Source organism: Kitasatospora sp. NPDC091257, from assembly GCF_044757675.1.
Classification (GTDB): Bacteria; Actinomycetota; Actinomycetes; order Streptomycetales; family Streptomycetaceae; genus Kitasatospora; species Kitasatospora lactacystinica.
The window spans coordinates 1-1,109 of the sequence record NZ_JBIVVI010001851.1 but is presented as its reverse complement, the minus strand read 5'-3'; the positions used below and the strand labels follow the sequence as shown (position 1 = coordinate 1,109).

Genomic DNA, 1,109 nt, shown 5'->3' with positions numbered 1-1,109 from the left:
TCCGCGGAGACCACCACGGTGTGGGACACCCCGGGGGTGTTGTCCACGAAATTGGTGATCAGCCAGTTCAGGTTCTGTGCGGCCTGGCTCATCTGGTTCAACTCAACGCTCCTGGTGATCTGCGCCGTTGCCGTCGCTCCGGCCACCGAAACTATCGAATCCGGGCTGCTGGGCACCATGCTGGAAGCCCGACTGGTTGGCGGCCTGCTCGGCCCCGACGCGGCGGCCCTGCTGGATGCCGCGGCGCAGGTTGGTCAGCCGGCCGCGGACCTCCTCGGGGGCCCGGGAGACCTGCGGACCGGTCAGCGGCGAGGCCTCGGCGGTGCCGGAGACCAGGTTGGCCTGCGGGGTCCGCCGGGGCAGGCCCGACATGGTGACACCGCTGGTCGAGGGCTCGCGGATCTGCTCGGCCCGGCGCCAGCGCTCGTCGTTCGCGGACGGACGCCACGGCGCGTCGCCGGGCTGCTGGCCCTGCGGCTGCGGCTGCGGAGGCTGCTGCTGGTTCTGCTGCTGGGCCTGCGGCTGCTGTGGGGCCTGCTGCTGCGGAGCCGGCTGGGGCGCCTGCTGCCGGGGTGCCTGCCGCGGAGCCTGCTGCTCCTGGGCCTGCGGCTGGAACTCCGGCGAGGAGGTGCCGGGGCGGCGCGGCTGGTACGACCGCTGCCGCGCCTGCTGGCCGTCGGCCTGCTGGGCCCACGGCTGCTCGCCGCCGGGCCGCTGACCGGCCTCGGACGGACCGGTCGGCAGCGCCATCGGCTCCTGGTACGGCAGCGGCTGCGGCGGCTGCGGCGCCTGCTCCTGGCGCACCGGCTCCGGACGCGGCGGGTTCGGCACGTTCGGCAGCACCGGCTCGACCAGGCCGAGGCCCAGCGGGTCGCGCGGGTCGATCTGGCTGGCCTCGAAGCGCGGGCGGGCGAACTGCTGGGTGCTCTCCACCGGCGCCGGCTCGGCCGACGGCAGCGGCTGGGGCTGCTGCTGGGCCTGCGGCGGCAGCTGCGGCTGACGGTCGCGCTGCGGCGCGTCCGGGCCGGGGCGCTGCGGACCGCGCGGGACCTGGCCGGCGGGCCGGCCGGGGGCACCGGGGGCACCGGGGCCCTGCGGGGCCGGACGTC

The 1,109-nt window shown here is 76.7% G+C and carries 2 pseudogenes; both read right to left on the bottom strand.

Features of this window, described 5'->3' with window-relative positions:
* A pseudogene (locus ACIQOV_RS42450) lies at window positions 1-92 on the bottom strand (roadblock/LC7 domain-containing protein); the annotation flags it as partial.
* A gap of 10 nt (window positions 93-102) precedes the next feature.
* Window positions 103-1,109, bottom strand: a pseudogene (locus ACIQOV_RS42445) (hypothetical protein); the annotation flags it as partial.